This window comes from Nostoc sp. FACHB-190 (assembly GCF_014696905.1).
In the GTDB taxonomy this organism is placed as follows: domain Bacteria; phylum Cyanobacteriota; class Cyanobacteriia; order Cyanobacteriales; family Nostocaceae; genus Nostoc_B.
In genome coordinates this window covers 1-25,706 of record NZ_JACJQW010000004.1, presented here as the reverse complement: position 1 = coordinate 25,706, position 25,706 = coordinate 1, and the positions used below count along the sequence as shown (strand labels likewise).

General features: G+C 40.5%; 20 protein-coding genes, 2 pseudogenes and 1 CRISPR repeat array. Of the genes and pseudogenes, 9 read left to right on the top strand and 13 right to left on the bottom strand.

Annotation, left to right across the window (positions count from 1 at the left end; all coding sequences use genetic code 11):
• Positions 1–31: 31 nt before the first annotated feature.
• Positions 32–610, bottom strand: coding sequence for a Uma2 family endonuclease (locus H6G28_RS06465; RefSeq protein ID WP_190669784.1), 579 nt, complete (start codon positions 608–610; stop codon positions 32–34).
• 82 nt (positions 611–692) lie between these two features.
• The gene (locus H6G28_RS06460; protein WP_396019787.1) at positions 693–1,346 is read right to left on the bottom strand and encodes a glycoside hydrolase family 24 protein; all 654 of its coding nucleotides are present in this window, start codon (positions 1,344–1,346) and stop codon (positions 693–695) included.
• Positions 1,347–1,440: 94 nt separating this feature from the next.
• Between H6G28_RS06460 and H6G28_RS37750 the strand changes: the two are divergent.
• Both H6G28_RS37750 and ahcY read left to right on the top strand, forming a co-directional pair.
• Positions 1,441–1,894: pseudogene (locus tag H6G28_RS37750) on the top strand (DUF4351 domain-containing protein); the annotation flags it as partial.
• Between the two features lie 140 nt (positions 1,895–2,034).
• Complete coding sequence (gene ahcY, locus H6G28_RS06445) at positions 2,035–3,312, top strand: adenosylhomocysteinase (RefSeq protein ID WP_190669780.1); 1,278 nt, start codon at positions 2,035–2,037, stop codon at positions 3,310–3,312.
• Positions 3,313–3,566: 254 nt separating this feature from the next.
• Positions 3,567–4,046: direct repeats of the CRISPR family, unit length 37 nt; unit sequence GTTTCAATCCCTAATAGGGATTAGTTTGAATTGCAAT.
• Positions 4,047–4,575: 529 nt separating this feature from the next.
• On the opposite strand, the gene H6G28_RS06440 is transcribed toward ahcY, so the two are convergent.
• The 3 genes from H6G28_RS06440 to recN are packed head-to-tail and all read right to left on the bottom strand — an operon-like array spanning position 4,576 to position 7,102.
• Positions 4,576–5,028 carry a PIN domain-containing protein gene (locus H6G28_RS06440; protein ID WP_190589726.1) on the bottom strand — a complete coding sequence of 151 codons (453 nt, stop codon included), beginning with the start codon at positions 5,026–5,028 and terminating at the stop codon, positions 4,576–4,578.
• On the bottom strand, positions 5,025–5,309 hold the full coding sequence (locus H6G28_RS06435) for a hypothetical protein (protein WP_190589725.1): 285 nt from the start codon (positions 5,307–5,309) through the stop codon (positions 5,025–5,027). The genes H6G28_RS06440 and H6G28_RS06435 overlap by 4 nt, the downstream gene beginning before the upstream one ends.
• A gap of 47 nt (positions 5,310–5,356) precedes the next feature.
• Positions 5,357–7,102 (bottom strand): DNA repair protein RecN, encoded by a 1,746-nt coding sequence (gene recN / locus H6G28_RS06430; RefSeq protein WP_190669778.1) that lies wholly within the window; start codon positions 7,100–7,102, stop codon positions 5,357–5,359.
• Between the two features lie 382 nt (positions 7,103–7,484).
• On the opposite strand from recN, the gene H6G28_RS06425 reads away from it, so the two are divergent.
• On the top strand, positions 7,485–9,476 hold the full coding sequence (locus H6G28_RS06425; RefSeq protein WP_190669776.1) for an ABC1 kinase family protein: 1,992 nt from the start codon (positions 7,485–7,487) through the stop codon (positions 9,474–9,476).
• Positions 9,477–9,868: 392 nt separating this feature from the next.
• Here the strand turns inward: H6G28_RS06425 and H6G28_RS06420 are convergent, their stop codons facing one another.
• Positions 9,869–10,144 carry a cytochrome c oxidase subunit 3 gene (locus tag H6G28_RS06420; protein ID WP_524538608.1) on the bottom strand — a complete coding sequence of 92 codons (276 nt, stop codon included), beginning with the start codon at positions 10,142–10,144 and terminating at the stop codon, positions 9,869–9,871.
• Positions 10,145–10,150: 6 nt separating this feature from the next.
• Here H6G28_RS06420 and H6G28_RS06415 point away from each other — a divergent pair, with 6 nt between their 5' ends.
• Positions 10,151–10,759 (top strand): transposase, encoded by a 609-nt coding sequence (locus H6G28_RS06415; protein ID WP_190589722.1) that lies wholly within the window; start codon positions 10,151–10,153, stop codon positions 10,757–10,759.
• Positions 10,760–10,778: 19 nt separating this feature from the next.
• On the opposite strand, the gene H6G28_RS06410 is transcribed toward H6G28_RS06415, so the two are convergent.
• Positions 10,779–11,963, bottom strand: coding sequence for a n-acyl-d-glucosamine 2-epimerase (locus tag H6G28_RS06410; RefSeq protein WP_190669774.1), 1,185 nt, complete (start codon positions 11,961–11,963; stop codon positions 10,779–10,781).
• Positions 11,964–12,109: 146 nt separating this feature from the next.
• Between H6G28_RS06410 and H6G28_RS06405 the strand changes: the two genes are divergently transcribed.
• Positions 12,110–12,382 carry a hypothetical protein gene (locus tag H6G28_RS06405; protein ID WP_190669772.1) on the top strand — a complete coding sequence of 91 codons (273 nt, stop codon included), beginning with the start codon at positions 12,110–12,112 and terminating at the stop codon, positions 12,380–12,382.
• 123 nt (positions 12,383–12,505) lie between these two features.
• Here the strand turns inward: H6G28_RS06405 and H6G28_RS06400 are convergent, their stop codons facing one another.
• From H6G28_RS06400 to H6G28_RS06390, 3 genes are all read right to left on the bottom strand, one after another.
• Entirely contained in the window at positions 12,506–13,645 is a 1,140-nt protein-coding gene (locus tag H6G28_RS06400; protein ID WP_190669770.1) for a glycosyltransferase family 4 protein, read from the bottom strand.
• Between the two features lie 127 nt (positions 13,646–13,772).
• A complete protein-coding gene (locus H6G28_RS06395) occupies positions 13,773–14,558 on the bottom strand; it encodes a PIG-L deacetylase family protein (protein ID WP_190669768.1) in 786 nt (261 codons plus the stop codon).
• Positions 14,559–14,950: 392 nt separating this feature from the next.
• Positions 14,951–17,164 carry a hypothetical protein gene (locus H6G28_RS06390; protein ID WP_190669766.1) on the bottom strand — a complete coding sequence of 738 codons (2,214 nt, stop codon included), beginning with the start codon at positions 17,162–17,164 and terminating at the stop codon, positions 14,951–14,953.
• Positions 17,165–17,949: 785 nt separating this feature from the next.
• Between H6G28_RS06390 and H6G28_RS06385 the strand changes: the two genes are divergently transcribed.
• The 3 genes from H6G28_RS06385 (at position 17,950) to H6G28_RS06375 (ending at position 21,015) form a co-directional block, all read left to right on the top strand.
• Complete coding sequence (locus H6G28_RS06385) at positions 17,950–19,119, top strand: glycosyltransferase family 4 protein (RefSeq protein ID WP_190669764.1); 1,170 nt, start codon at positions 17,950–17,952, stop codon at positions 19,117–19,119.
• Between the two features lie 29 nt (positions 19,120–19,148).
• Complete coding sequence (locus H6G28_RS06380; RefSeq protein WP_190669761.1) at positions 19,149–20,336, top strand: glycosyltransferase; 1,188 nt, start codon at positions 19,149–19,151, stop codon at positions 20,334–20,336.
• Between the two features lie 109 nt (positions 20,337–20,445).
• Entirely contained in the window at positions 20,446–21,015 is a 570-nt protein-coding gene (locus tag H6G28_RS06375) for an HdeD family acid-resistance protein (RefSeq protein ID WP_190589881.1), read from the top strand.
• 52 nt (positions 21,016–21,067) lie between these two features.
• Here the strand turns inward: H6G28_RS06375 and H6G28_RS06370 are convergent, their stop codons facing one another.
• Positions 21,068–21,439, bottom strand: coding sequence for a hypothetical protein (locus H6G28_RS06370; protein WP_190669759.1), 372 nt, complete (start codon positions 21,437–21,439; stop codon positions 21,068–21,070).
• Between the two features lie 586 nt (positions 21,440–22,025).
• Between H6G28_RS06370 and H6G28_RS06365 the strand changes: the two genes are divergently transcribed.
• Positions 22,026–24,557, top strand: coding sequence for a beta strand repeat-containing protein (locus H6G28_RS06365; RefSeq protein ID WP_190669757.1), 2,532 nt, complete (start codon positions 22,026–22,028; stop codon positions 24,555–24,557).
• Here the strand turns inward: H6G28_RS06365 and H6G28_RS36740 are convergent.
• Positions 24,554–24,691: pseudogene (locus H6G28_RS36740) on the bottom strand (LysR family transcriptional regulator); the annotation flags it as partial. The gene H6G28_RS06365 and the pseudogene H6G28_RS36740 sit on opposite strands and share 4 nt — an antisense overlap.
• Positions 24,692–24,766: 75 nt before the next feature.
• Positions 24,767–25,706: RNA-guided endonuclease InsQ/TnpB family protein (locus H6G28_RS06360; protein WP_190669756.1), on the bottom strand; the 940-nt coding region annotated here is incomplete at its 5' end.

The window sequence follows — 25,706 nt, the reverse complement described above, 5'->3', positions numbered from 1 at the left end:
TTAATTACTCTTTATTTGTCCAGGAATATCTTTAAGACCAAATTTTTTGCAGATTGATGACAAATCCAGATAATACATTTTCACCAGAAAGAACTTGAGGCGATTTTAAAACTTCCACCTCTCGTCCTGGACGATATATTTCTACTTCTTGTTGCTTGCGATTAAATAACCAACCTAATCGGCAGCCATTTGCCATATATTCAGTCATTTTAGCTTGAATTTTTGCCAAAGAATCAGATGGTGACATAATCTCAATGACAAAATCTGGACACAAGGGAATAAACCTTTCTCTTTGTTCTTTACTCAAAGCATCCCAACGAGATTTTTCTACCCAAGAAACATCAGGAGAACGGTCAGCACCATTTGGTAAAGTAAATCCAGTAGAAGAATCAAAAACTTCTCCAGCTCGTGTTTGTTCATTCCACAAAGCGACTTGCAGAATTAAATTAACATTACTTCTGCCTGTTTCTCCTCCCGTTGGGGGCATAATAATTAATTCTCCCTGAACATTGCGTTCTAATTTTAAATCTGGATTTTCTGTACATAGGCGGTAAAATTCCTCTCTTGTGAGTTTAATTACAGAATCAAGATTTAATGTTAGTGCTGTCATTGTAAGACTACCATTTTTAATCATTGACTGAAAAATTCAAGACAGATAACGCATCTTCATATTAACATTAAAGGGAGTTTACTTAAGGAGTTGGTGCGACATTTACTGATGTTGATTGATTAGCTGCGGCTAATTCTTCTTTTAACATTTTCTGATAAATCTTAGGTAAAGAACTACTGATAGAATTTGTTTCAATTCCATATCCTAAACTTGTCCAAGTCGGAGATAAACGGCGTAAAACATCATTTATTTTGCCTTGACGCAAAAGTTTAGAAATATCCACACCCCAAACTTGATTATCGTTTAACCAACGATAAACTACTACATCTTGAAATTCTGGTTCAAAACTATAAGAAGTCCAAAACACCATTCTCGCTGGGCTGGGATGATATCGGGGTGCGATATTAAACCAAGTAGTATTGATAATTTGATATCTGCCCGCAGCTGTAGAACAATTACCTGTGTTTGGCCCGGTAACGATGGTAACGCAGATTTCTGGGTGACGACTTAAGTCTGTAACTTGTTGTCCACCATACAACAGAGAGTAGGGACGGTTCCCATTAGCTTCGCTGGCGGAAATGGTTCGCATCAAGGCGCGGATATAGGGGTCGCCGCCTTTCATAACTAGCGGTGGTTGATTATCATTAAAGACAGGATCAGAAGGCGATCGCAAGTCTCCAAAGATATACCACTGTAACAAGCATATAAAAGCCAGTAGCGCCGCGATCGGCCCAATTAATTTTTCAACCCCTTTCAATTCAAACTTTTTCAGAATCCGACTCCTCACTTGACTTTCTTCAATACTAACTAATGCAACACTGGTTACATTTCTCACGATTATGGTGTACAAGTTTGAACAATTAACCAGAACGGAGGTTGAGTCAATGCTGGGAATTACACTCAAAGAAACCAGAGTTTACCGAGAAATTAAAGAAGAAGGACGTGAAGAGGGCAGAGAACAAGGGCGTGAAGAAGGTCGAGAACAAGCAACAGTTAATCTGATTCTTCGATTGCTAAGTAACCACGCAAAATTAATTACAGTCATTGCGAGCGAAGCGAAGCAATCCCAGCCCTTGCGATTGCTTCATTTCGCTTCGCTCCATTCGCAATGACTTTGTGTAATTAATTATGTTTAACTACTTAACCAAGCGGTTTGGCGAATTATCGGAAGAAATGCGCTCTAAAATTGCTGGTTTGCCTTTGCCTGTTCTGGAAGAGGTAAGCGAAGCATTGTTAGATTTTACTAATTTGGCTGATTTACAGGCTTGGTTAGACAAGCGATAGATGAAACTCAGGAGCGATCGCCCTTCATCCCCTCCAATTCTAAATCCGAACTAAACAACCCAAAAATCCTAGTCGTACAATAAACTAAATAAAGTACGTAACCGATATTTACGTACATTTTTTACGTTTTTGAGGAACTTATGACCGCAACTTCTCCCCGATTAAAGCACGAGGTTAAAGACCTCGCCCTCGCTCCCTTGGGAAGACAGCGCATTGAATGGGCTGGACGGGAAATGCCAGTTTTACGGCAAATCCGCGATCGCTTTGCCCAAGAAAAACCTTTTGCTGGGCTGCGTCTTGTGGCTTGCGCCCACGTCACCACCGAAACAGCACATCTAGCCATTGCGCTCAAAGCTGGCGGTGCAGATGCAGTGTTAATTGCGAGTAACCCCTTATCAACTCAAGACGATGTAGCTGCTAGTCTTGTTGTTGATCATGAAATTCCCGTTTTTGCTATCAAAGGCGAAGACAACGAAACCTATAACCGCCACGTCCAAATTGCTTTAGACCACCGTCCTAACATTATTATTGATGATGGTAGTGATGTGGTTGCTACCCTAGTTCAGCAGCGTCAACATCAAATTGCTGATTTAATTGGGACAACAGAAGAAACCACAACCGGAATTGTGCGCTTACGCGCGATGTTCAAAGATGGCGTTCTCACCTTCCCGGCTGTAAATGTTAACGACGCAGACACCAAGCATTTCTTTGATAATCGCTACGGTACAGGACAATCAACCCTGGATGGGATTATCCGTGCGACAAATATTCTCTTAGCTGGCAAAACTATTGTTGTTGCTGGTTATGGCTGGTGCGGTAAAGGTACTGCATTACGCGCCCGTGGTTTGGGTGCAAACGTGATTGTCACCGAAATTGACCCCATCAAAGCGATTGAAGCGGTGATGGATGGCTTCCGTGTTTTACCAATGGCTGAAGCTGCACCCCAAGGTGATTTGTTTATTACCGTAACTGGTAACAAGCACGTCATTCGCGGTGAACATTTCGATGTCATGAAAGATGGTGCGATCGTTTGTAACTCCGGTCACTTTGATATCGAACTTGACTTGAAATATTTAGCTAGTCAAGCTGAAGAAATTAAGCTAGTCCGCCCCTTTACCGAACAATATAAACTGAAGAGTGGTAAATCAGTGATTGTTTTGGGTGAAGGACGCTTAGTCAACCTCGCCGCAGCCGAAGGACATCCTAGCGCGGTAATGGATATGAGTTTTGCAAACCAAGCCTTGGCGTGTGAATACTTGGTGAAGAATCAAGGTAAATTGGAACCTGGTTTACACTCGATTCCTACTGAGGTAGATCAAGAAATTGCGCGGTTGAAGTTGGAAGCTATTGGCATTTATATCGATAGCTTGACACCAGATCAAATTGAGTACATCAACTCTTGGACTAGTGGAACTTAAACTCAGCGTTAAAGTTTAAACGCTAGTATATGTTGACGGGATAGGTTCGCCTATCCCGTTTTAATTTTTGCCAACACCTTGAATAATTAACTCCATCGTCTGACTAATAAAGACTTGGTATTGCTGAATCAAGAGATGAAATTTCATGGACTCAAACATAAAACGCCTTGTCGCGTCTGTGCCTCTGTGTGAGACAATTCATCGTTTAAATTGCAATCATTTACTAACTCTTGAAAATTTCCATGAGCGATAATGTTTCAATCCCTAATAGGGATTAGTTTGAATTGCAATGTAGTCTCTCTTTCAGTTCGTGCAGCTGTCAACGGTGCAGGTTTCAATCCCTAATAGGGATTAGTTTGAATTGCAATAATATCTAATTTTCCAGCATCCGATAGCTCTGATGTTTCAATCCCTAATAGGGATTAGTTTGAATTGCAATTGCAATGAGTACTGGCGTAGTCGCACAGTTGCTCACGGCAGTTTCAATCCCTAATAGGGATTAGTTTGAATTGCAATTTTGAGAAGATTTAGCCAAGATATTTTAGATGGTAGTTTCAATCCCTAATAGGGATTAGTTTGAATTGCAATCATAGTATCCACAAACAAAGAAATTCAAGCCGTTGTTTCAATCCCTAATAGGGATTAGTTTGAATTGCAATTTCAGGGGAACCAAATGGTTCATTAAAGGTGGTGGCTAGTTTCAATCCCTAATAGGGATTAGTTTGAATTGCAATCGCGGGAGCCGGAAAAGCTTACTATATTTAGTTTTCAAGGTGCGGTTTCGCGGATGGGATAATTTTAACATGGTGGAAGGTCAATTGATTTACATGAAATCGCTGAAACTCATACTGCGTAAGGTGCGCGGACGATTTTAATTAAATTTTTCTGCAAAACCTTACTCTCCAAGGAATCCAGCCATTCTGATTCAAGGGCGATTTTGTACACCTACCCATCCGCGCATTTTGACTAATTTTGTCGTGCTGCTCAGATACCCGACTTTTTCAAAAAGTCGGGTATCTATTAGGAACAACATTGGATTTGCATAAAAAATACAGTACACCAAAAAAATCCTCTTTCCTACTCCCAGCCTTTAAAGATAATTTCAAAAATCAAGCCAGTTCCTACAATTGCTGCTGAGTTAACTTTCGCGGCGGCGGTGGTTGGCTGCTTGCAATAACAAAGACTCAGCAAATGCGATCGCCTCAACTTCTCTTAAGATAGAGGATTATGTATTGTCTGTGCTAAAGCAGTATTAGGTAGTAATCAACTGCAAGTAATGTTTTGCCACAACTCGGCTACTACAAATCTCGACAAGTGACCCACATTTGTTGTCGCAATTACAATATCTGGAATTCCGAGAACTATTGCTTGAGCCACTAGAATCATATCACCGTCAATCGTTTTGTCACCTGCTGTTGGCTGTCCTTGCTGACGAGCTTGCGCCCAAAATTCAGCTGCTTGACGCATTGCAGTTGTTGTCAGTGGCAAATACTCAAGAAATTTAGCTAAATTATCTAGACGAGCAATACCTTTGGTCTTATTCGCTCGTAATAATTCGCGGCGCACCTCGTAATCTGCAATCTCTGGAATAATAATACGGCTTCCCAATGTAACATGAGATTGGAGCCATTGAGTACAAGCAACACCCTCATTAGAAAGCTTGGGATTGGTAACTAAACCAAGCACTCCTGTATCTAACACAATAACTCGACTCACCAAGTTATACCTTTGAGCTCAGACGGAAATAACTTGCGTTCTGACAGCCGATCATTATCTAAAGCATGAATCAAATATTGACCTGTTTCCTGCTGTTCCTCTCCATCCTCATCATCTATCCACGACTGAAGTAAGTTAACTGCTTGGGCTTGTTTTTGCTTCAGTAGGATAGAATTTGTCAAAAGCTGCAATGCTAATGCTTCTACTGAAAGCCCTTGCTGAGTGGCTTCTTGTGCAAGATACTGTTCTAACTCTGGTGAGAGATTAAGGGTTAATGTCATACATTCCTAATTTTGACTACTATATGCAGGTGCGTTAAATTTCATGGTCAACTTTCGCGGCGGCGGTGGTTAGCGGCTTGCAATAACAAAGACTCAGCAAATGCGATCGCATCTGTGGCAGATTTACCCCCAGCTAACTGCGCTAGTTCTTCCCGGCGCGTACTAATATTATCTAAATAAGTAACTCGGACAACGGTACGCTGTTCTGTGCTGCCATTGTTAGCTTTTTTACCTTTACCTTGGGTAATAATTTGCTTATCTACCCGGAAATGACGGTCAGCCATTGCTGCTACTAAGGGTTGGTGCGTCACGCACAATACTTGATGGTGTTGACCGAGTTGGTATAATTTTTCAGCGATCGCTTGGGCAACTCTGCCAGAAACACCGACATCGATTTCATCAAATACCAATGTTTCGGCGGAGTCTGCTTGCGAGAAACAAGCTTTCAGTGCTAGTAAAAAGCGGCTCATTTCCCCACCAGAAGCAATTTCGGTCAATGGTTGCAATGGTTCGCCAGGGTTGGGACTGAACACAAAGGTAATTTTATCTGCACCCGCCGCCGTGGGAACGATGGGTACTATCTCCACTTGGAATTGTACTTTTTCCATCGCCAGGGGTTTGAGTTCTGCAATCAACCGCGACTCTAAATTATTCGCAGCTTGACGGCGCAGTTTAGTTAACTTTTGACAGGCTTGGGTCAGTTTATCAAAACAAGTTTTTTCTTGCTGTTCTAAACTTTCAATCGATTGTTCACTATCGTTGAGTTCGGCTAATTCTTGTTGGATACGTTGATAATAAGCGATCGCTTCTATCAGCGTCGGCCCGTACTTGCGGCAAATTTGCTTTAATTCTCGGATTCTTTCTTCTACTTCTTCCAATCTTTGGGGGTCAGCTTCTAAACTATCCCCATAAGCGTTAATTTGTCGTCCAACTTCCACAACTGCCGTTTGAGCATCTCTCACCAATTCTAATAATGATTGCAGTTGGCTATCATATTCCACCATATCGTTTAAGGTGGCTTCGCTATCTCCGAGTAAGTCGGCTGCGGCTGGTGTATCACCGTCGTTTTGATACAAAGCCTGATAGATTTTGTAACTCATCTGTTGCAAGTCAACGACGTGATTTAAGCGTTCCCGTTCTTGGGTCAGTTGTTCTAATTCTTGCGGTTCGCTGAGGTTGGCGGTGGATAATTCCTGCACTTGATAAGTCAGCAAGTCGAGTTGTTGCAGACGTTCCCGTTCGGATGTGCGGCGTTTTTCTAGGGCAAGATGGGCTTGTTGGTAAGCATGATAAGCTGTGGCAATCACTTGACGCTGATGAATTAAAGCATCGCCACCATACACATCTAACCATTCCCGGACTTGGGCTGGTTGTCCAACTTGGACTGTTTGACCTTGGGCGGTAATTTCCACGAGGCGATCGCGCAATCCTACCATGATTTGCCGATTCACTAATACACCATTCACCCGCGATCGGCTGCGGATATTACTACCTGTGGCGGTAATTTCTCTACTAATCACTACTGAGTGATCATCAATTAAATCGATTTCTTGTTCCGTTAACCAAGCAGCTAAGGCATGATGAGATTTAAAAGTTGCTTCTACCATTGCGCGGGTTGTGCCAGTGCGGATAACGCGACTGGAAACTTTACCACCCAAGGCTGCATCAATCGCATCTAAAATAATCGATTTTCCCGCGCCGGTTTCACCTGTTAAAACATTTAACCCAACGCCAAATTCTAGTTCCAGTTGGTCAATCAGGGCAAAGTTTTCTATTCGCAGACCAAGCAACATCAAGCTTCTCCCTCGTTAGTGCTGAGTGCTGAGTTTTGAGTGCTGAGTGTTTTGTTAGCCAGAATAATATTAATAATCAAAAGTGCCGTAGGCGCTCATTGCCCTGACTCAGCAACGCCAGTTGCTACAACGGAGGGAACCTCCGCAACGCACTGGCTCCTCAGCACTTTCAACTCAGCACTTAAAATGGAACTAGTACGTTTTCAGTGTAGCAAACCTAGCCTTTGCCTCTGCTGGTGTAAATAAATATTTTGAGTCTTACTAGCCACAGCTATATTATGCGGAAAATGCTAATTAAGCTGATCCCCAATTTTAGGGATGTGGACAGCAAAACATATTGTTACAATACTTAACATGTTTCATTTGACTGGTGGCTTTCTTCATGATGGTTAAGACACTTCCCCCAACCTCCCAAACGATTGAGGGTGAAATATATAAGACTGAAGTAGTATCAGACAATGGTACACCCGCTTTAGTTGTGCGATCGCCCAATCGGCTGATTCCAAGTACCGAACCGGAAGCAGTGAAATATAACGCCGCAGAAATAGCGGAACATTATCAAAGCCGACCTCTACAGGTTTTACAAAGAATTATTACTGTACTGCGTCCGACCTTGGCTTTTTTCTTCGGTTTGTGGTGGGACAGCAAACGCGGAGTTGTCATCAAAAATGACCGTCGTCGCGCTGTGCAGTTACGGGAGTTATTAACGCGACTAGGGCCTGCTTACATCAAAATTGGTCAAGCCTTATCTACCAGACCTGATTTAGTTCCGCCGACATATTTAGAAGAACTAACCAGACTCCAAGACCAGTTACCGCCATTCCCTAATGAAATTGCTTACCAGTTTATTGAAGAAGAACTGGGCGCACCACCAGAAGAAATTTATGTAGAATTATCCGCGCAGCCCATTGCCGCCGCTTCCTTGGGACAAGTTTATAAAGGTAAACTGAAAACTGGTGAAGAAGTTGCTGTCAAAGTGCAACGCCCGGATTTAAGAGAAAGAATTACGATTGATTTGTATATTTTGCGCCGCATTGCTGGTTGGGTACAAAGAAACGTCAAACGAGTGCGGAGTGATTTAGTTGGTATTTTAGATGAATTAGGCGATCGCATTTTTGAAGAAATGGATTATATCCATGAAGGTGAAAATGCCGAGCGTTTCTTTCAGTTATATGGTCATATTAGAGACATATATATCCCGAAAATTTACTGGGAATATACCAATCGTCGTGTACTGACGATGGAATGGATTAACGGTACAAAATTAACGCAAGCAGCCGAAATTGCTGCTCAAGGTATAGATGCACGTTATTTAATTGAAGTTGGGGTGCAGTGTTCGCTGCGGCAACTTTTAGAACATGGCTTTTTCCATGCTGACCCCCATCCAGGGAACTTGTTAGCCACACCCGATGGAAAATTAGCCTATCTCGACTTTGGGATGATGAGCGAGATTCAGCCGCCCCAGAGATATGGTTTAATTGAGGCGATCGTTCACGTAGTCAACCGTGATTTTGAAGGTTTAGCACAAGATTACGTCAAACTAGACTTTTTAACACCAGATACAGACTTAACCCCAATTATCCCCGCATTTGCCAGAGTATTTGCTGATGCTCAAGGTGCGAGTGTCGCCGAACTCAACATTAAAAGCATCACCGATGAACTCTCAGCTTTAATGTATGAATATCCCTTCCGCGTTCCTCCCTACTACGCTTTAATTATTCGCTCTCTGGTAACTTTAGAAGGAATAGCAATCTTTATTGATCCTAACTTCAAAGTTCTCAGCGAAGCTTATCCTTACGTTTCCAAGCGCCTGTTAACCGACCCCGCACCACAACTGAGAACATCACTGCGAGACTTACTATTTAAAGAAGGCAAATTCCGTTGGAATCGTTTAGAAAATCTGTTACGAAATGCCCGCAATAATGAAGATTACGACTTTAATTTAGTGCTAAATCAAGGTTTAGATTTTCTCTCTTCTGAACGAGGTGCATTTATTCGTGACAGATTAGTAGATGAATTTGTCAACGGAGTTAACGCTGTCGGTAAAAACGTGATGCACAACTTCACCTATTTACTGCGCGAACAGGTAGGTTTAACAGCAGTCAACGAAACACCAGCCGCCACAGTCGAACAACAGCAGACCTTAGAGCATATCAAAAATATCTTGAAAATTCTGCAAGAAACCCGTGGCTTTGACCCCATGCAAATGGCTCCTCAGTTAGCTCAATTATTATTCAACCCTGGTGTGCAGCGTTTAGGTCAACAAATCGGGACACGTTTAGTTCAAAAATCTTTAGCACATCTAATTCGGGAGTTATTAGCAGCAGAAGATATCGAACAAATCAGAACGCCAAGAGCAGGAGTTAAAGCTTAACTCGCATATACGCCATACACTCCATAAATCCTGTAGAGATGTTGTTGGGACTTACGCAACTGGCATATTGTTTCTGTAGGGTGTGTGACGCAACGAGAAGCTTTGAACGTAGTCATAACATTGGTAGCGTCACGCACCAACTACCAATTGTGACACTTACGTAAGTCCTGGTTGTATGGCCATCCTATTTGATTTGTGAAAATCGAGAGGCGCAGATCCCCGACTTCTTGAAGAAGTCGGGGATCTTTTAGTTCAATAATTATTTATAACTGCTATGTGATACCAATTTGAAAAATGATTGCGACAAATGGGTTACTGAAAAGCTCACCAGTAAGCAATTTCCCAATCCAAAATCCAAAATCTAAAATCCAAAATGGTATGAGTAAGACTTTTTAAGCTTGCCAAAGATATAGAAGCGAGAATAGAAAAACCCAAACAATATCAACAAAGTGCCAAAACAAAGTAGCAGCACTCACCCCAAAGTGACCTTTTTCATAGTTACCTGGAAGGAAAGAACGAACCAGCATCGTAATTTGAAGAATCACACCAGTCAGAACGTGTAGACCAAACAGGGCAAAGCAAAGCCAGACGAGCAAAAATTTTGATAAAAGTTGACGAAAACCCAGATTGGACGGATGCTCAAATAGCCGGAGAAATAGGGTGTTCATCAGGTCTTGTACGTAAGTGGCGTAAACGTTGGTGTCAAACCCGTAGTCTGGAAGAAGCACCACGTTCTGGTCGTCCAAGTCTTTTTCAAGCGTCCGAATAAACCAGCAGGTGCAGAACAACCAGTTCATTTTGCAGCCCGATATATCAGGGAAGGAGCAACACATCTTTTTGCAGCTTTAAGTGTTGCTGAGGGTTTGATTTATGGTTATTGTAGTCCCACGAAAACATTTATCGATTTTCAGACTTTTCTACTATCCGGATTAATCCCAGAAGCCATTCGTCGTGGTGTACGCCATATCTATTTAATCCTTGACAATGGCTCTACTCATGCACCAAAACAATTACAGGCTTGGTTGAATCAGAAACAAAAAGAGGAAGGTTGGAATTTTACGGTCGAAGTTGTCTGGCTGCCAAAATACGCTTCTTGGTTAGACCAAATCGAAATTTGGTTCAGCGTTTTACAGCGAAAATTACTGACTCCGAATGATTTTCCTGACCTTAATACATTACAGCAACGTATCACCGATTTTATTATTCGCCACAATGACTCTGCACAACCCATAAAATGGTCATATACAGTGGCGCAGATGATGGAGAAATTCGCTACGAATTAATGCAAAGCTGTACTTAGCACTATTTGAAAGACTCAGAACTCAAAGCCGCAAATTGCTGCCAACATAGGTATAAAGCGCGGGGTACATGAAAACATCCCTTCCATTTACCGCCTTTGAGATTTAATAATACTTCTCCACGCCGATTGAGATAGCCGAACCACTCCCCATATTCGGGATCTGCAAAGTGCTTCCAGGCATAATCGTGCATTTTTTGATACCATTCCCAGCAGGCTGCGCGTTTTGTCAGGCGATAACCCATTGCTAATGCAACTAACGATTCTAGATGTACCCACCACAACTTTTGATCCCATTCCAATTGTTGTGGTGGATGTCCATCTGCATCCATAAAGTAATATAAGCCGCCGTATTCTTCATCCCACGCAAAATTTAAAATGTTCAGCACCACATCAACAGCTTGGTTAATTGTCTGAAGATCATTTTTCCGGCGGGCGATATCCATAATAAACCACATCGCTTCAATACCGTGACCGGGATTAATTAATCTGCCTTCAAAACAATTGATGTGGGAACCATCGGGGGCAACATTTTCATACATTAATCCTCGTTTTTGGTCGAGGAAATCACTCATCACTTCCTGAACGGTTGTGGCTAAAACACTCTCTAAAGTTTCACTGGGAAGTAACCATTCCATTTCGAGAGTCAGGTTAGCTAAAATCATCGGCACAGCCAAAGCTTTCATTGGTCTTGTACCGGGATAAGTTTTAGTATATTTACCTTTGGGATTATCTTTACGACGCAAGACATTATTGTAAGCTTGCATTGCCACATCTTTTGCCCACTCTTCACCGGAGGCTAAAGCATATTGGCTGAATGCCATCGCCGCAAAGCAATCAGAGAAAATATTGTAAGGCTGAACTAGGGGTTGACCTTCGCGCGTCAGGGCAAAATACCAATTTCCTTTGTCATCTCTGCCATTTTGGGCGAGGAACTTTGCACCATTACTGGCAATTTCAAGCCAATTTTCGCGTTTTTCTAATTGGTTGCACAACATTGAAAAAGTCCAGACTTGGCGGTTTTGCAACCAGATAAATTTGTCGGTGTCGTAAACTTGGCCTTCCCGATTTAAGCAGGTAAAGTAACCGCCTTGTTCCGAGTCTAAGGAGTGCTGTTCCCAAAATGGGAGTACGTCATTCAGGAGCGTGTTTTTGTACAGTTCCGCCAATGCTTGAAAGTCATACTCCATAAATTTTCGCTCTTGTCTCAACACCAACAGGGTTAAATTATCTCACGCAGAGGAGCGAGTGCGCTGCACGGTTTTGCCGACTTGAAGCAACTACCGTGCAAAGAGTTACGGAAAATTCTCTGATTTCTTAGAAGAGGGATAAGGTTATGCTAGAGATAGATTTAAAGATTATTAATAGGTTGGACAGCACAAATATTGAACTTGAAGAGCGATGGATCAAGGCTTGGAACGATTTATTTGATATTATTGGGGAGAGATATCAAGTGAATTGCTTACTGCCTGACGGGTCTGTTGTAGATATTGAAACCTGCAAGGGTTGGTTACAAGAGTCAGCATATCAAGACTACTGTTTGAAAGTTGAAGAGGGTTGGGTTAGAGGAAAACGAGGCGTTGTGGTTTTTCGTTGGTTGCGCGTGTAACAGGCTTATCGATCGCAGAAGTCCAACAACTTCAACAACACTTCAACAACAACTGAATGAGTCTCTACAAAATTAGCCCCAATTGCGTGGCGATCGCAACATCACCAGAACTTCCCAGTTAATTTAACGCATTGGGGCGGTGGGAGTTTTGATGAGTAAGACTTCTTGTGTATTCATAACGGTACGGGTGCTATAGTTTTTGACTAATTCACGGTACACATTCATTGTTTCTTCATACACTCTTGCTGCTTTGAACCGTTCTAAATTTTGTTTGGCGCGGTTTTGCCAATATTGGAGTTGCACAGGATCACCAAGTAATTGCGTGAGAACATTGGCTAAGGTTTGACTGTCTTTTGGTGGTACAAGAATGCCAGCTTGACGATGATCTAATGTTTCGGGAATGCCGTCTACATCGCTGGCAACAATAGCACAGCCAGCTTCTCGCGCTTCTGTTAAGACTAAACCAAAAGATTCGCAGTAGGAAGCCAAAACAAAGATATCACTAGCCAGCATATAACGTTGGGGTTCTGGCTGAAAACCTTCAAAATGAATGCGTTGACGTAGTTTGCCGCAGGGTATGTTGTCTACTATTGCTTCAAAGATAGAACGATCTGGGCCGTCACCAACTAAATATAAGTGTGCTGCGGGAAAGTTAGGGGCAATTTTGGTAAATGCGGTAATTAACTCTGCAATGCCTTTACGAGTATACATCCCGGCAACGGTGGTGATGGCTGGACGATGTAAGGGTAGGGGTTGGTAATCTTGAATGCTGGGGTGGCGGGGACTACCTAATGTGCCGTTGGCAACTACGCATAATTTATTCTCAGGGATACCACGGCGAACCATAGAATTATATACGGCTTGGCTGACGGCGATGACTCGATCTGCCAATCCCATTAATACGGCACTACGTTGAAACTCGTTGTGAACTGTAGAGACTAAATGATAGTTGTAAGCTTTGCGTAAAACTCCGGCGAGTACAACGCCTGTCATCATGTGTGCATGGATAATATCTGGCTGAAATTGCTGGATAATCTCTTTAAAACGCCAAGCAGCTTTAATTAAGTTGAGGGGTTGTCTGCATTGATTGAGATGAAAATGTTTGACGTTATGTTGTGCTAGTAAAATTTCAAATCCACCGCCAGCCGAAGCAACAGCTACATCATGTCCATCTTGTGATTGTAAACAGGCTAAATCTACCGCTACGTTAACAATGCCATTACCAATTTTTTCGACGTGATTTGTAATATGTAAGATTTTCATAGGATTTTTTCTCTATAGATGTAATTGATAGCTAGAAGGCAGTGGTTCGGCTGCGCTCACCAACCGGAGGCAGGAGTAAAAATATTATTTTTCCTGACATAAAACGGACAGAAATAAGCCAAAATAATTAAGATTCAACTTTAAAAAATATCTCATAAGCACCTAAGAAGCGATTAACAAAGCCAGACGGTAAGCTTTCAAGCTGAGAGGTATAGGCTGCGATCGCCTGATTTTTCTTCTGCTGTACTGAGGTAATGGAAAAGCTATACGCGGCGGCTATATCTGATAATTTGAGCATAATAAATAATGGCGCTCTCCAGAATAACCAAATTGGATACTGGAAAATTTCAACATTAATTTCTGCTTGGTTAATTGCTGCTGTTACTAAAGGATATGTCGCCTCATGATCTCGGTGACAGTCTTTTTGATGGGGTAAATAAACTTCCTCTGGTTGATAATGTTTGAGGAGTTCAGCTATTTGGGCGATCGCTGTTTGTTTTTCGTCACCGTTTAAAGCTTGTAAATACCCATCAGCTTTATCTAAAAAGTGAATTGCTGATGTCTCTACACCCAATATATTTAAGGCTTTAATTGCTTCTTGTTTACGGGTTTGAATAATTTTATTTCTCGATTCTGTATCTATATCTTTTGAACCTTGACCATTGGTGAGAAACACTACTATTACTGGAATATTTTGCTCACGTTTATAAGCAATCATCCCTCCACAACCAAATGTTTCATCATCTTGGTGGGGAGAAAATACCATCACAGATTTTTGGTTAAATTTTAATTGCTGACTGCCTTGCAGTAAAATCCAACGTGTTATTAAGTTGGAATGAATATATTGCATCCTTTCCAGCAAAATACTCGGTACTAGTTTTTGTAATTGTTGTAAATAAGGTTTAATTTTCATATACATTTAGGTAAATAATCTGGGTATATTAATTTTCGATGCTTTCAATAACTGATAATCTATGATGATTAGCCAATTAAATTAGAGCTATATTCTCTATACTTTTTATTTCTGCTTTTTCAGCTTGTTTTTGGCAACTGTACATAAACTTTATGCGGTGTTTCTAGTGAAATATATTTAGTATGATAATTCACTTCTGATCTAGAGGGAAGGTAATTTGTTTATTTATTTGATGAAAAAATAGCATTCAATATAAAGCAATTTCTATTATTAATAAATATTGAATTGTGGTAGCAATGTAATACAATTTTTCTAGATTGGTTTGCATAAACAGATACCCGACTTCTTCAAGAAGTCGGGTATCTAAAAAACACTAATTTTGAGCAGAGAAGCTAACTTTTGAAGCGATACATAATTACTTTCCCTTTCCAATCTTCTTCTACAAACACTACATATTCCCCATTAGAACGACGAAAAGCGCGGATACCTTGGGGTATATCAATCCAACCACTTTCGCCTGCGACTTCTGCGCCTGGTTTTAATGTTTTGACAGTAGCACCTGTTTTGGCATTGTAAACATAAACCTCGGCGGTTTTCATTTTCACCGCAAATACATAATCACCAGCAACACTCATAGCGGCGGTGGAAACTTCGCGCTTACCTGTGGTGTCGTGGGGAACAACAACGCGCCAACGCAGTGTGGGATTATTTCCTTTACGCCAATTATCAAAGCGGAGAATTTCGGAACCAACGACTCCAGCATCATCACCGATCGCAGGATGATCAACCGTAAAGCCTGATAAATACATCGTATCAGTTTCGGGAAAGTATTCGATGCGGCGGACATCGGTAATCATGCTAGGAGTTTTCTGCTTCTCCATAGAACTATAGCTATAGATGGGATTTCCATACTTATCAAGTCCTTGTAGGGGATAGTGGCGAATCCCAATTCCATCTTGAGTGCGTAAAGTTTTCCAAATATCACCTTTACTATCAACCCACCAACCACCCAAGTAGGGATAATCTTCACTTTGATCATACTCACCTTGATCAAATTTACCGTTACCGTTGCGATCGCCCCAAATCCATTCTCCTTTATTTGGTTGATAAGGAGGCCAAGTTCCGCTAACTGATTTTTCTCCACCGCCATTTGTCCCAGCAAACATCCCAGCCGGAATCGCAATCTTACCATCCTTTGCAGAGTCAAAGCGGTAAATTTGCATAAAACTAGCATACATATTTGTCACAAACAAAAATCGCTTACCTTGAATGCGGCGAACAAAGGTAGCATCTGGGGAAGTGTGTAAGCGGGGATCTTGGGGATATTTAAAGGGATTTAAGGTGTAAGCTTTGTAAGTCCATTGCTTCCCTGCTGGTTGGTTATAGTCAATCAAGTAGTGTTCTTGTTTGGTGAACACTTCTAAACCATCGGTGTTGGGATCTGCATCGGCGTTATCCACAAATAATAATCCGTGTAATTGCCATATTGGTTTTCCCGATGCAGAAAACTTGCGTAAATCTGTACCTGAGTTGTTAAAACCATTGCTATTCACATAGATATTCCCAGAACTATCTGTACCAACTCCGGTAATTCCATATAGTTTTAATGGTTGCACTTCTCCCGGCGTACCCGCATAAACGCCGCCTTTCATCCCAAAAGTACCAACCTGCACAGGCTGATTTTTGATGTTGTAAATTAATACTTGCTGACGTTGACTGTTATCTGCCACTAAAAGTCTACCTTGATGATCAATGGCGATCGCAGTTGGTTTAGGAATATTAGTAATTTGTGACGCTAATAACTTACCTGTAGGGGAGTAGTGGGAAATTTTGTTTTGGTTGTGAATCACCCAAAGATTTGCTTGTTTATCAATAGCGATCGCACCAGGACGAACTACACTAAAACTACGTAGTTCTTGCATAGTTTCGCTATTGTAGACGCGAATTTTATTCGTTGCTGAATCACTCACATATAACTCATTTCCTGCAATTGCTAATCCAGTAACTTCACTTTGATTACTGATAATTAGCATACTTTTATCCCAACCCCTTCCCCCATTAAAAGGTGCTGGTTTTCCCGATAAGTTATAGCGTCTGACAGTATACCAAGTTACTCCTTCTGGTGGATAATCATCCTTTGTTTTACCAATTGAGCCTTGTGCTAAGGCAATATAAATATATTTACTATTAGCTGTGACTGCTTTACCACCAGTGCGACTCCAGCCGTGAGTCTCTTCCACAGCGCCAATTACATTACCATCTTTATATATACCTGCCTCTCTACCAGCTTCATCCCAATGACTGTTAGTATAAACTGTGCCATCGGGTGCAACATACATGGCTTCAATATTATTTTGTACCCACTTCTTACCACCACCAAAACTATTACCTATCCAAGAAGTTTTATAGGTACTAGCTGCTACTCCTGTGACGCTGGTTTCAGTAGTTATATCAAGGGAAAAAGCCAGAAATATCACGGCTAGTCCCATCAGCATCAAAGAAATTGGTTTTAACTGTCGATTATTGCCTAACTTGAATATTCTTTGAATATATTTATGCAGTTGTTGATGAATTTTACTCAACTTTGTATGTGTATTTTTTGGCATAATCTACTTAAAATTTACATTAAAATCAGATATCAAAAAGTTCGCCAGTCAAATAGGTATGGCGACAAATTAGCTATCAAAAAATGGCGTGCAGATACTTTTGTGCTGACTGATACAATCAACACAACTAAGTAGCAATAGATAATGCTCAAAAACCCTGGTTTATTACTATAGATGGTAGGATGTTATGGATTTTTCACCTGATATTAGTCTGCCTGTGGAAACTTTCAAAAATTAAGACTAATATTTCAGCCTAATTTTCCCAGGACATATTACATAGATAACAAACACTGGGTATTTGAAAATTGATATTTACCTAAAATTCATGAAAACCACACATATTTTTCAACTAGTCAAGAGAAATTCCTAGAAGAATCTTTATATTTGTAGCTAAACTTACTAAACAATAGCTAAAAAAGTAAAACTGAATACATTGAATCAATAATTTTACCCAACATAAATATCTTTGATTACTTCAAGACTGTTGAACACCAGAAATCATGTAATTTAAATCACAAAATTTCTGCTTGACACCAGAATCTAAATCGTTTATAAATTATTGTCCTCTGCAAAAACACTTGTCTTTGATGATTGGCTTTTGAAATTTTAGTAGTTAGATATCTAAAATCAAAATCTGCATCTAGTCAGACCCAAAGAATGCTGATTTTAGTAAAAATTACAGGATATAAATATTAGTCTGATTAATCTACTGCAAAATTAAAAAGAAATAACTTGAGAGTGATGGTAATTAAACATACACTCAAACAATCATAGGAGAGTAAAAAGTGGGATGTAAAAACGAAAATTTTAATACTAAGTCTGCATCTATACTGACACTGGGTTTAGGTTGGTTCCCTAAAACACCAGGAGGATTAGAAAGATATATTTATGAATTAACTCATCAATTAGCCAACCGTCAAGACCAAATAGAATTATGTGGAGTTGGTTTACCAGAAATTGATTTAAATTCACCAATCAAATTAACTAACTTAGCTTCTCCTGATTTGCCAATTTGGCAAAGACTTTGGCATATTCGCAATAACTTTAAAAATAGTAGAATCGGCAAGCCAGATGCAATTAATTTACATTTTGCATTATATAGCTTTCCGATTATGGATATTTTACCGCAAGATATACCCATTACCTTTAACTTTCATGGCCCTTGGGCATCAGAAAGTGAGCAAGAAGTAACTACTAATAAATTGAGTATTATTATCAAGCGGTTATTAATCGAAAAAAGCACTTATTATCGCTGCGATCGCTTTATTGTTCTGAGTAAAGCATTTGGTAATATTTTACATCAACAATATCAAGTTCCTTGGGAAAAAATTCACATTATTCCTGGTGGTGTAAATATTCATCGCTTTCAGCCAAATTTATCGCAACAGGCAGCAAGACAGGAATTAGGCTGGCCAGATAATCGTCCGATATTATTTACATCTCGCCGCTTAGTTTATCGTATGGGTATTGATAAACTCTTGCAAGCTGTAGCTATAATTAAACCTAAAATTCCTGATGTTTGGTTAGCAATTGCTGGTCGTGGTTATATGCAAGATGCACTACAACAGCAAGCAAAAGAATTAGGCTTAGAAAATACAGTTAAATTTTTAGGTTTTATTCCAGATGAGCAATTACCCATAGCCTATCAAGCTGCTGATTTAACAGTTATGCCTAGTCAATCTTTTGAAGGTTTTGGTTTAGCATTAGTTGAATCTTTAGCTTGCGGTACACCTGTTGTCTGTACACCGGTGGGGGGAATGCCAGAAATTTTAACGCAATTTTCACCAGATTTGATTACCAGTTCAACTGAAGTTTATGACATAGCTGACAAATTAGAGAATATCCTCTTAGGGAAAATTTCAATTCCTTCGCGTCAGGCTTGCCGTGATTATGCCGTAACTAATTATGACTGGTCTTTAATCGCGCAAAAAGTTCGTGATGTTATCTTAGCTTAAAATCTAAATTTTAAAGTATTTAATATCTTATGAAAATTCTATTTTTAGACCAAAGTGGTAAACCTGGTGGTGCAGAACTTTGTTTAATTGATATTGCTAAACCATACCGCGATCGCGCTTTAGTTGGTTTGTTCGCTGATGGTGATTTTAAAACCTTACTCCAGCAACATCAAATCCCCGTTGAAGTATTAACAACCAAACCAATTCAAGTCCAAAAACAAAGTAACTTATTGCAAGCAATAGCCAGCATTAAACAACTAGCACCTTTATTAATTAAAGTTGTAAACTTAGCAAAAAAATATGATGTAATTTATGCCAATACCCAAAAAGCACTAGTTATTGGCGCACTGGCAAGTGTTTTAGCAAATCGTCCTCTAGTTTATCATTTACACGATATCCTTTCCTTAGAACACTTTAGCCCAATTAACTTACGAGTTGCTGTCACCTTAGCTAATAAATTTGCATCATTAGTTATCGCTAATTCACAAGCTAGTCAAACAGCATTTGTCCAAGCTGGCGGTAAGCCGGAAATCACAGCAATTGTTTATAACGGATTTGATAGTAAAAAATATCAAATTCCTGAAGTTGAAATTCAAAAAATCCGACAAGATTTAAACTTAGAAGGTAAATTTGTTGTTGGACATTTCAGCCGTCTCGCACCCTGGAAAGGACAACATATTTTACTGGAAGCATTAGCACAATGTCCGCCACAAGTCACAGCACTTTTAGTTGGTGATGCTTTATTTGGCGAACAAGATTATGTCCAAGAATTACACAAACAAGTTGCCAAACTAGGGTTAGAAAATCGCGTCAAATTTTTAGGATTTCGCGCTGACATTCCGCAGTTAATGTCAGCTTGTAACTTAGTGGCTCATACTTCCACCGCACCAGAACCCTTTGGTAGAGTAATTGTTGAGGCGATGTTATGCGGTACACCTGTCGTCGCAGCCAAAGCCGGCGGCGCGATTGAATTAGTCGAACATGGTGTCAATGGTTTTTTAACCACACCCGGCGATTCCCAAGAACTAGCCAACGTAATTAACACCTGTGTTCAAGAAATAGAAATCACTACAGCGATCGCTGATTATGCCAGAAATATTGCCAGTCAGCGTTTTGATATCGCAACTATTAATCAGCAAATTGCCCAATTATTGATTTCCAGGAAAATAGATGTGAATGATACCAAGGTGGTAGATTTTCAGGGTAATGAAGATTAATTTACTACCAATGTGTCTACCTTAAGGCTCTGTCTAGCCTGAGAAAAAATTTTTAACCTAATCTTAGAGTTCGCTCAAGATTAAGGAAAAATTTTGTATGACAAACGATATTACTACTAATATCAACCAGTCCAGCAATATTAACAAGCAAGTTAATACTTCAATTGTCATTGGCGCTCTTTTGATTATTTTAGGGATTGTAGCGATCGCTTTACCTGTAGTTACAACCATATTTGCTGAGACTTGGGTGGCGCTAATCCTGATGAGTGCGGGATTTGCCAAGCTTGTTTATGCTACTCATACCCGCCGCGAAGGAGGTTTTCTGTTGAAAATTCTCCTAAGCGGACTTTATATTGCTACAGGTGTGATGCTATTAGTTTATCCTCGAACTGGTATTCTTACACTCACCCTGTTACTCGGTAGCTTCTTACTGACAGAAGGTACATTCGAGTTAATTTTGGCATTCCGCTTACGTCCCCAACAAAACTGGACATGGGTATTAGGTAATGGCATTATTACCCTATTTTTAGGCGCACTAATTTGGTTTCAGTTTCCCAGCAACGCACCTTGGCTACTAGGCACATTATTAGGCTCTAGCATTGTGGTTACAGGTATTTCTCGCGTTATGCTGTCTTTAAATGCGCGTTCTAGCTTACCTGAATCTAATCAAGCTGCTTAGATTTTACTTGCTTTGAGTAGAGACTTTGCAGTGCAAAGTCTCTACATATAAACTACAAACCGACTAATTCCCGTGATTCATAATCAGTCAGTTGTTGAGCGATCGCTAATCTTGCTTCTAACTTCGCTACACTAAACTGATTACGCAGATATTCTAAATGCGCGATCGCATTAGCTTTTTCCATAGTCAGTTGAATTTGAGTATCCACAGCCTTTTGATATTCGTGATTCAACAGTAATACCTCAAACCGCCGCGCCTTGCGTTGAGCATCATTTTTCAAATCCACATCAAAAGCCGCCGCGCGATCTGCATTCCCTTCAAAGCGGTTAATTTGCTGCTGTACAGCCATCAACTGTGAGTCTAGTTCATTTACACGTTGAGCAGCCTGAGCGATCGCAGATGGATAATGATTCATTTGCATCATCAAATAATCTTCCTCTGAAAATCTCAATTCATCACATAGCAAAAGAGATATCAGAAGTATGTCTAAATACTTCTATTTCTTTGCTTTCAAACTTCTTCTGGAGTAGTGAAAAAATAGTCACATCTTGAAATCAAAAAGATGCTTTTTGGCGTAGAAGACTATAACCTGTACTTGATATATCTATTATAGTAAAAATGTACTGAAAGCGCCACAAAATCCCGCATTTTTAGACGAGATTTATACAGAACTTAGCTAAAATTTTCCCTCAAGGCATTCCATCTCCCTTGTCCACATTGTCTCCCTTGCCTACCTTGTCCCCCTCTTATCCCTCAATGACAACATAGACCAAAAACCAATTACGTAATCTTACTTAATATTCTTTCAAAAGAGTATTAGTAAAATCTTAATCATCACCTAAATTTATTGGGTTAAGTAAATTTTCGGAATTATTCTCAAAATCCAGTGCTTATCAACTCCCAAACCAAATACCCAAAAAAGCACTGTTACTAACAGCGCCGTCATTTTGTGTGTTTAGCGAAAGCTCATATTGCTAACACAACCAAAACCAATAGGAGTGAGATAAACAATGGCTACCTTTAACGTCACCAACACTAAAAGCAGTGGTCTTGGTTCATTACAGCAAGCAGTTTTAAATGCCAACGCCTCAGCCGGCAAAGACTTAATCAGATTTACAGGCGGACTCTTCACAGACAACATCGCCGATACTATCAGCCTTGGCGGTAGTAGTTTATTCATCACCGATGACTTAAGTATTGATGGTAGAGGTTCAAACTTACTGACAGTTAGCGGTAACTACAATTTTGCTCAAGATAACAACATATCTCGTGTATTTGAAATTGCTAACGGCATCACTGTTGACATTGAAGGATTAACAATTGCTAATGGCTATGCCACAGATGCAAGAGGCGGTGGCGGCGTTTACAACGCTGGTAATCTGACATTAAGAAACGTCGCCGTTAGCAATAACTTTTCTGGTGGTCAAGACAGTTCCGGTAATAATGGTGGTGGCATTTATAACTCCACCTCTGGAATTTTAAGGCTCAACAACAGCACCGTTACAGCTAACTACGCAGGCCAAGTTGATGCTGAGGATATTGAGGATATATTCTATGCAGGCGATGGAGGCGGTATCTATAACGCGGGTGTCGTCACTCTTAACAACAGTGCCATTAATGATAACTCTGCTGGTTACTACAATAACTCCTACTTTCCCGATAACTTAGGCAATGGTGCAGGTATATATAACACGGGTACTTTAACAGCTAACAACAGCACTATCAACAACAACAGAGGCACAGGTGATGGTACTGGTATCTACAGTACTGGAACCGTAACCTTGAGTTATAGCAGTGTTAATAATAATGAATCAAGCAACCAATTCTATAACGCATTTAGCGGCATTGTCAGTAATGGCAGCCTCACTATCAGAAATAGTAGTGTGAGTAGTAATAGAGCAATTGATAGTGGTGGTGCTTCATCTGGTATTGATAGCTCAGGCACACTGATCATCAGTAACAGCCACATAGATGACAATCAGTCACTTGGGTCGAGTGGAGTACTGCACTCAGGAACCCTGACAGTAACTAATAGCTCGATTAATTACAATGGCGGCCGAAATTCTAGCGGACTTATTGCCAATGGCACTATCAAAATAGACAGAAGTACTATCAATGGCAACACTTCAGACTCTGAATTTAGTACAGCCGGTCTTATTACCCGTGGCACAGTGACAGTAAATAACAGCACTATCAGTAATAACTCTTCAAACTTCGGTAGTGCAGGTCTCAGAAACAGTGGCAATGCAACGGTAAGCAACAGCACCATCAGCAGCAACATAGGAGGTTTAGAAGTCACAGGAGATATTAACAGCAACGGTATCTATAACTCTGCATCTGGCAATCTGACAGTTATTAGAAGCACTATCACAGGTAATTCCAATACAGAGGGAGCCGCAAACGGCACGATTGTTAATGATGGCAACATTAGCATCATTAGTTCTACTATCAGCAATAACTCAGCAGGTTTAGGAGGTGGTATTCTCAACAACAGTACTGCATTTGTAATTAACACCACCATTAACAACAACACCGCAGGCATTGGCGGTGGAATTTACAACTCAGAGACTGGCGCTCTAACTTTCGTTAACAGTACTATTAGTGGCAATCGGTCATACAACGAAGGCGGCGGAATTTACAACTCTGGCACTTTAGCAGTTAGCAATAGCACGATCGCCTTCAACAAGTCTTACTATGATGAAGAAAACACTGTATCTAGGGGTGCTGGTATCTATAACTCAGAAACAGGTACAGCCACAATCAAAAACAGCATCATAGCAGGCAATAATGATGGCATTCCTGGTGCAGTTAACCCCGATGTTGTCGGTAATTTTATCAGCAACGGCTATAACCTCATCGGCAACCTTAATGGCAGTACAGGCTTTAACCCCAGCGAACAACTACAAGTCAGCATTTCTCAAGTTATCGATACCATTCTGCGTGACAATGGCGGCCCAGTCAAAACCCACGCTTTAGTTTATGGTAGTCCCGCCATTAACGCTGGAAATAACGCCGATATCCCTGCCGACATTGCAGACTTAGACAGAGATGGCAATACTACCGAAGGCATACCTTTTGATCAACGAGGTAGTGGTTATCGACGTATTTTGAATGGTCGAGTAGACATCGGAGCTTATGAAGCATCTGTAATTAATGGCACGGCTTATCCTAATAATCTCCGAGGTACTACTGTCAATGATTTGATTGCTGGCTTGAGAGGCGCAGATGTGCTAACAGGTGGCGCGGGTGCAGATAGCTTTGTTTATACCAGCCTTGCCGATAGCGGCGATACAATTACAGACTTTGCCGTTGGTACAGATAAAATTGTCTTACAAGCACTTTGGCGGAGTTTAGATTTGAGCAACTTGAACTTTGCTACAGCCATTGCTGGCGGTTACTTGCAGTTCCAAACAGCAGGGACAGACACCTTAGTTTTAATTGACTTAGATGGTACTGCTGGTCAACGTGTGCCTTTGGAGTTGGTGAGGTTACGCAATGTATCAGCTAATGCTGTGAACGACTCTAGGAATTTTGTGTTTTAAATTTCCTCGCAAATACTCTTGAGCATCTGTCTTAACCAAGAATTTGCCTGATCTTGATCTGTTAGTCGGCTCCACAACATTGAAATCATCCACGGTTGTGTTTGTATAGGCAGTTCAAAAATTTCTACTGCACCTTGATCTGCCAAGGATGTTAGTGACGTACTCCACACACTCCCCTTCGGGTGAGTGTGGGCTTCTCAATGACTCTTCTAGGAAGACATTAATTGAGCTTTAAGACCATGCGTCCCACGGTTCTTTATGTTTATAGCCGCATTCAAATCTCTGCACAGACTAGTATGACAAGCAGGGCAATTGTGCATTCTTTGAGATAACAGCTTTTTAACTTTGTGACCACAGTTAGAACATTCTTGACTAGTACCATTTGGTTTAACAGCTATTACCTTCAAACCAGCATTTTCGGCTTTATTTGAAAGTATTGTTACAAACTGTCCCCATCCGGCATCATTAACACTTTTAGCCAGTCTTGTTTTAACCAGTCCCTTAATATTCAACTTTTCAACAGCTACAACATCATACTTATCAAGCAGTAATTTAACTGTTTTAAAGTGAAAGTCTTTGCGAGTATCAGCGACTTTTTTGTGCTGTTTACTCAATTTTTGAATAGCTTTTCTACGACGATTAGAACCCTTTTTCCGTCTTGACACCCTACGCTGTGCTGATTTTAATCTACGTTCAGCTTTTCGTAAATGCTTCGGTGCAGCGATTCTAGAACCATCAGAAGCTACATAAAAATCAATTAACCCAACATCAATACCAACAATATTGTCGGGATTGAAATCTGGTTTGACAGTTGGTACTGTTTTGTCATCAAGGCTCAGAGTCACGTAGTAACCATCTGCTTTCTTGGTAACAGATACAGTTTTAATATCAAATCCGTCAGGGATAAGTCTATGGACAATTACCTTAACATCACCAATCTTTGACAACATCATTTTGTTAACAACAAAATGATGTTGTTTAAATTGGGTATAAGTGAAAGTTTTATATTGTCCTTTCCCTTTAAATCTAGGTCTACCAGACTTTTTGCCGTTAGCATCACCTTTCAACCATCTATCAAAAGCCAATTCAACTTTTTTAGGGACTTCCTGCAATACTTGAGAGTGAATCTCTTTGTACCAAGGTCTATCA